The organism is Frankia sp. AgB1.9, from assembly GCF_016786355.1.
GTDB lineage: Bacteria > Actinomycetota > Actinomycetes > Frankiales > Frankiaceae > Pseudofrankia.
On the sequence record NZ_JADWYX010000113.1, the window covers coordinates 24,706 to 31,091 of the forward strand.

5 protein-coding genes are annotated in these 6,386 nt (G+C 70.9%); 2 read left to right on the forward strand and 3 right to left on the reverse strand.

Annotation, left to right across the window (positions count from 1 at the left end; genetic code table 11):
• Positions 1-77 precede the first annotated feature (77 nt).
• The 3 genes from I6A60_RS32490 to I6A60_RS32500 form a co-directional block, all read right to left on the reverse strand.
• Entirely contained in the window at positions 78-470 is a 393-nt protein-coding gene (locus tag I6A60_RS32490) for a hypothetical protein (protein WP_203024794.1), read from the reverse strand.
• Between the two features lie 2 nt (positions 471-472).
• A complete protein-coding gene (locus I6A60_RS32495; RefSeq protein ID WP_203024795.1) occupies positions 473-1,447 on the reverse strand; it encodes an endonuclease/exonuclease/phosphatase family protein in 975 nt (324 codons plus the stop codon).
• Positions 1,448-1,511: 64 nt separating this feature from the next.
• Positions 1,512-2,417, reverse strand: coding sequence for a glycosyltransferase (locus I6A60_RS32500; protein WP_307873974.1), 906 nt, complete (start codon positions 2,415-2,417; stop codon positions 1,512-1,514).
• A 722-nt stretch (positions 2,418-3,139) separates the two neighbouring features.
• Here I6A60_RS32500 and I6A60_RS32505 point away from each other — a divergent pair.
• Positions 3,140-4,897 carry a GMC oxidoreductase gene (locus I6A60_RS32505; protein WP_203024797.1) on the forward strand — a complete coding sequence of 586 codons (1,758 nt, stop codon included), beginning with the start codon at positions 3,140-3,142 and terminating at the stop codon, positions 4,895-4,897.
• Between the two features lie 81 nt (positions 4,898-4,978).
• Positions 4,979-6,334 (forward strand): hypothetical protein, encoded by a 1,356-nt coding sequence (locus I6A60_RS32510; protein WP_203024798.1) that lies wholly within the window; start codon positions 4,979-4,981, stop codon positions 6,332-6,334.
• Positions 6,335-6,386 lie beyond the last annotated feature (52 nt).

Genomic DNA, 6,386 nt, shown 5'->3' on the forward strand with positions numbered 1-6,386 from the left:
GAGCTCGCGATTCGGGCTCGTCCCTGACGCATTTCCCGGGTCCGCTGGCATTGCCGGGTCAGTTGGGCATTGCCTGTTCAGTTGGCGACGATTCCCATCCCGTGGGCGTGACAGTAGGCCGCGACGGGCTTCATCGCGGCCGGCTCGGGCCTGGCCGGCAGTCCCGCGACCAGCCTGCTGAAGGCCGCATCGTGGGTGCCGGCGGCGGTGCCCGTCAGGAAACGCCACTCGACGGCGAGGAACTGCTCAAGCTCCGGGTAGCTCGGCGTCGCGACGACAACGTCGGCGACCTCGCACAACACGGCCTGGCGATTCTTGCGGGAGGCGGCCGTCCGCTCGGTGGCGAACCAGCCGGACAGACCGCCGACGACGATCAGCGCGCTGACGATCGCGACGACGAGGCGGCCTCGGCGGGACAGGCTCCACCGGTTGGCGGCGCCGTCCGGGTCCGCCGAGCCGGGCCGCCACATCCTCACGACGAGGGCCGCAGCGCGAGATCGGCCACCAGCGGCAGGTGGTCGCTGCCGTAGCTCTTCCCCACCCGAAGCCCGGTAGCGGTGAACTGGGGTGAGATGAGCACATGGTCGAGCCGCCATACCGGCGGCAGGACCGGGAAGTGGTCGTTCCAGGTCGGCGCCCAGCCGCCGTGCACGTCGTCGTGCGCGTCGGTCACCCCCGCTGCGAGGACGTTGCGGAACGGGCGCATGTCCCGGGTGGCGTTGAAGTCGCCGGCGAGGACGACCGGCAGGGTAGTGGCCCGCACCTCGCGGCGCAGGTCGGCCAACTGCGTCTGCCAGACCTTGACGTTGCTGGCGTTCTGCGGTGACAGCGTGTGGACGGCGAACAGCCGGAAGCGCTGCCCCGTGGGCAGGGTGACGGTCACGCGCAGCGAGTCCAGGCCGCCGACGAGTGGCGCCGCGACGTCCGACAACGGATAGCGGGACCAGACACCCGCGCCGAACGCCCCGAACTGCGGCCGGGAGGCGCTGTAGTGGTAGCCGGCGAGTGCCCCTGACTTCATCAGGCCGTAGTAGGTCACGTTCGACAGCTCTTCGACGACCACCACGTCCGGGGAGTCGGCGCGGATCTGCCGGCCGAGCGTGCCGGCCCGGCCGTTGTCCATTTCCAGGTTCGTGGTGAGCAGCCGGAACTGGGCGGAGCCGGCCGGCGCGGCGCTCGCGCTGCCCGGCCGGACCTCCGGCCACAGCCAGACGAGATGGGCGACCACCGCGACGAGGGCCACCGCGGCCAGCGCGTAACGATGCGTGGCGACGCCGACCGCGAAGGCGGGATAGGCCGGCAGGAAGAGGACTGGGGTAAGCGCGTTCACGAGGACGTAGGGCCAGAGCACGTCGTCCAGATGGGTCAACCTGCCCAGCACGGCCACCGCGAGACCGGCCGCCGCCACCCAGGCGAGGGCAACCAGCACCCTCGTCACGACAGCCATGCGTCTCGTCCTCCGGCCGGCCGTGGGGGTTCGGTCGGGTGGGGACGAATCCTCACCCGACCGGTCACGAAGTTGCCCGCGCGATCGCGCCCCGGCCGTAGCCGGCGACGGTGAACGTCACGCCCACGAGCACCATCGCGGCGCGCGCCCAGGTCCGCGGGTGGCGCAGGTCCCGCCGGACGGCGCGCGGGAGGACGTGGCGGACGTAGGCCTTCTCGGCCTCGAGCGCCGACTCCTGACCCACCCGGCGGGCGACGACGGCCTTGGAGATGCCTTCGGAGAAGCACCGGCGCCGGTAGTACTGCCAGGTGATGCGGTCCGGCGTGACGCCGTGCAGCACGACCGCGGCAGGCTCGTAGAGGATGACGGCGCCGGCCACGTCCCGCCGCAGCCGGATGCCGAACTCGGTCTCCTCGCAGCCGAGCGGAATCGACCCGACCCGGCCGAGTCCGTCGCTGAACCCGCCCACGGTGGCGAAGGCCGACCGCCGGATGGACATCCCGGCACCGATCGGATTCCGTACCGGACCGACGGACGTCGGCAGCCCGATGTAGCTGCACCCGATGACCCAGTCGAACTCGGGTGGGAACCAGGCCGGCCGGCCCGAGTGCGCGCCCTGCTCGGGCCAGCGCGGCAGGGCCGCGCCCCCGACGCCCTGTACCGCCGGGTCGGCGTAGTGGGCGAGCATGTGCTCCAGCCAGTCCGGCTGGGCCCTGGCGTCGTCGTCGAGGAAGAAAACCACGTCGCCGGTGGCCCGCTCCACGCCGGTGTTCCGCGCGCCCGACAGACCGGGCTTGCCGGCGTTCGGCACCACGATCGCGTCGGAGAAGCTGCTCAGGGCACGTTCGAGCAGTTCCTCGTTGTGGTCGATCACCACGATGATGTCGCTGGCGGTAACGGACTGAGCGCGCACCGATACTACGGCCGCCGTCAGATCATCCCACCTGCGCAGCGTGTAGGCACAAATCACGACCGAGGCGGTGACTGTTTCGGCACTGCTTGGCAATCGCGACGTCGATGTGGATGCCGATTTGTATACGTTCCCGGCGGCGCCACTGGTGTCGCCGGGCTTCGTCTCATCGAAAGCCAAGGTGCCCCCCTATCACCCGATACACATTTGGCGGAACCGCCCGCCGCCAACATGATCGGGCGAGGTGGGCGTGTGCCGCTCATGGTGCCTGGGTCGCAATCAGAAATGGCGTGCCTGGTATCCCCCCACACCTGGCGCACACTGTGTGTGCCCACATCGCGCGCCACCCGGACAGGCCCACTCAGGAGGATACCCGGCGCCGTCGACCGCCGGACGGGGCCCGCGATGGAGAACGGTCAAGGTTACGCGGCGGCAACCAAGGAACGACGCCAAATTCACAACAATCGAGTAATACGAATGCAAGCCGATCGCGCATGGCGGCCGTCCGACTGCCCCCTGGAGTAGTCGACGGCCACCGTGTCTGTCCGAGCACCGTCGGCAACGACACTCAGGGTGAGGCTGGTCATACTGATCGCGTCACCGGGGACCGGTGGGCGACCGCCTCGGCGATGGACGCAACGGACCGTGCCTGTACTTTTAGCTGGCATCGCCGGCCGGGAGACGCGTCACAGCCGCCGTCCGCTCGGTGGCGTTTTGTCTTTCTTTTCGCTCGCGCGCCAGCTCACGGGGCCGTGCGAGCCACGGGGCGTTGGGGGGCTGCCGTGACCGTGTTCGATCTGGACAAGTTGCCGCCAGACACGGAGCTCACCACCGAGGTGTGCATCGTCGGGAGCGGTCCCGCCGGTGCGACGCTGGCCGCGGAGCTCGCCGGCAGCTCGCTGCGGGTACTCGTCGTCGAAAGTGGTGGCCGGGAGCCCGAGGCCGCCGTCGCGGCGCTCAACGAGGTCGAGAACGTCGGCGCGGCGCGCGTCGCCGACCAGGAGCTGATGCGGACCCGCGCGCTCGGTGGCACGTCGCGCATCTGGACGGGGCGCTGCGCCGAGCTCGACGAGATCGACTATCGAGACCGGCCCTGGGTGGCGCACTCTGGCTGGCCGCTCACCGGGTCCGAGCTGCGGCCCTTTCTCGACCGGGCCCGTTCCTACCTCGGCCTTGGCCCCAACCTCTATGACGAGCGGCTCTGGGCCCTGCTCGGCCGGCGGCCGGCGCGGCCGCCGCTGCCGGAGGCCCGGCTCGTCCCGCGGTTCTGGCAGTTCAGCCGGGGAGCGACCGATCCCGCGGGGCCGACCCGGTTCGGTCTCGACGTGCTGCCCGACGCGGTCGGGGACGATGCCGCGGTGGACGAGCCGAGGGGCCCCGCCGGCTCCGGGAACGTCAACGTCCTGCTGCACGCGACCGTCACCCACATCGACACCGACGACACCGGCGCCGTCGTGCGCGGGGTTGAGGTGGCGTCCACCAGCGGGCGCCAGGCCCGGATCCGGGCGGCCGTGGTGGTGCTCGCGGCCGGAGGCATCGAGAACGCCCGGCTGATGCTCGCCTCGAACCGGGTCGTCCCGCACGGAGTCGGCAACGGAAACGACCTGGTTGGCCGGTTCCTGATGGACCATCCGGGCTCAGTGATCGCCTCGGTCGATCCCGGCTCGGCCCGGCGCCTGCGCGACCGGTTCGGGCGCTACTGGCTGGACGGGCCGGACGGGCGACAGGTCTACCTGCACGGCGTCGGCCTCAGCCCGCAGGCGCAGCGCGAGGAGGAACTGCTCAACTGCGCGGCCTTCCTGGAGGAGTACCCGGCACCCGCCGACCCCTGGCATGCCGGGCAGCGGCTGGCGTCCCGGCTGCGTGGCGGCGGCGAGCCGGAGCAGGACGAGGTGGCGCTGGCCAGCTTCTGGCGTCGCGAGGACGAGGTGCCCGAGCCCACAGCGGTGCGGGACGCGCTCACGCTGGCGCGGAACGCTCCGGCCCTGGCCACGGGGGCCTACCGGATGACCCGGCGCCATCGCCCGCCGATCTTCCAGGCGAGCAGGGTCGACGTCTACTGCCTGGTCGAGCAGGAGCCGGATCCCTCCAGCCGCGTCACCCTGTCGGACCGGGTGGACGGGCTCGGAGTGCCGCTCTCCCGCGTCGACTGGCGGGTCAGCGAACGGGAGCGCACCTCGATCGGCCGGCTGGCCGGCCTGTTGGCGCAGGAACTCGGCGGCCTTGGCTATGCCAGTCCGGAACCGGCGGAATGGCTCAAGGGTGGCGCGGCCTGGCGCGAGAACGTCATCGACCGGGCGCACCCGATCGGCACGACCAGGATGGCCGACAACCCGCGCGCGGGAGTGGTTGACCGGAACTGTCAGGTCCACGAAACCGAGGGCCTGTTCGTCGCGGGCAGTTCCACCTTCCCGACCGCCGGCCACGTCAACCCGACGCTGACGATCGTCGCCCTGGCGATCCGGCTGGCCGACCATCTGAAGGCGCGCGGCCGGGCCGACCAGCTCGCCCTTGCGCCGTCGCCGGCGGTCAGCTCATGACCAGGGCGTAAGCGACGACCAGGCGAAACAGCCGCCGCCTATCATGAGGCCGGCATACTGGCGAAAGGCGAGGGGGGACCAGTGGCAACGGCGAAAAGCAGATTGATCGCCCGGCCCGGCGAGGCGCGGGGTATTCCGATTTCCGGCCGCGACCTGATCTGTCTGCACATGCGGACCGTCGCCTACCTCGGTCCGATTGAGGCGCCGTCGCCGGATCAGGTTCGCGGTGCGTTGCGGCGGCTGGCCGAGCTCTATCCGGCGCATCGGATCCTCCGGCGAGTCGACCGGGCAGCGCCGCGCTGGCTGACCGTTCCGGCCGCCGAGCTGCCCGGACACTGCGACGCCATGGTCATCGACATGACCGACACGACGGCCGCGTCCGCCACGTCCGCGTCCGCCACGGCAGACCACTCGGCCGCGACGCCGGAGACGATCGTCGCGAGGCTCTACAACTGGCCGGTCACGAACCTTCCCTTTCAGATCGCGGTCGGCGCGGATTTCTGCGCGCTGTTGGTCGACCACGCGTGTATTGACGGCCTGAGCATCAACGAGATCTGGTCTGAACTCATCCGATGCGCCGTCACCGGTGAGTATCCCGTCGCGATCGCGAAACCGTCGGTTCGATTCCCGCTGATTCGCGCGCTGGACAACTATTACCGCAGGAAGCCGAAGCGGCTGCTCGAGACGGTGCGCGTCCCGCACCCCGTCCCGCCCGCCGACACGGCGGAGCCGGGCCCGCTGGTGCCGTGGCACCAGGAGTTCGGCGTGGTCAGCGTCCGGTTCGGCAAGGACGTCCTCGCCGAGATCCGGTCCTGGCGGCTGGCGAACGCCAAGGGCATCACCAGGACGATGGTCCTGTTCGCCGCGGCTCGGGCCGCGCTGGAGACGTCTGACCTGCCGCCGGTGCGTCCGGGGGTCAACATCAGCGTCGACATGCGCAAGTTCCTGCCTCAGGGCGCAGTGCTGTACGGCAACTTCGCGCCCTCGATCTACGTCTGCCCTGCCGACGGCTGCGACCCGGCGCAGCTGAACGAGGTGATCGACGAGGTCATGTCGGTCGCTCGGCCGCTGGCCACGATGGCGCTGGTCGCCTCGACCGCGAAGCGGCGCTTCAAGCGCACCGCCCAGCCGCCGACGCTCGCCGAGACCACCGCGCGTCCGGCGCTGTCGCTCATCCACTGTGGCCGGCTGAAGGCATTCGAGAAGCTGCCGTGGACGGGCAGTCCGGCCGACCGTCGCTACCTGATTGGCAGCACCCCGGGAGATCCGGACGGAATCTCGGTTTTCATCTCCGAAATCCACGGCGGTGTCGACGTCACAGCGACCTTCAACGCCTCCACCTTCGACCCGGCGGTCGTCCGTGGAGCGCTGGAAATCCTCGCGACCGAGCCGACACGCGCCCTGGACGCCAGACGTCAGGTCCCGAGCGCACGCTGAGGCGCCCGGCGCGGGCCGGGGGGGGGGGCCGGGCCGGCCCCGCCGCGGGGGG

Excerpts from the sequence above, each read along its gene's own strand:
- I6A60_RS32495 (WP_203024795.1), bottom strand. The coding sequence starts at position 1,447 with ATGGCTGTCGTGACGAGGGTGCTGGTTGCCCTCGCCTGGGTGGCGGCG.
- I6A60_RS32490 (WP_203024794.1), bottom strand. The coding sequence starts at position 470 with ATGTGGCGGCCCGGCTCGGCGGACCCGGACGGCGCCGCCAACCGGTGG.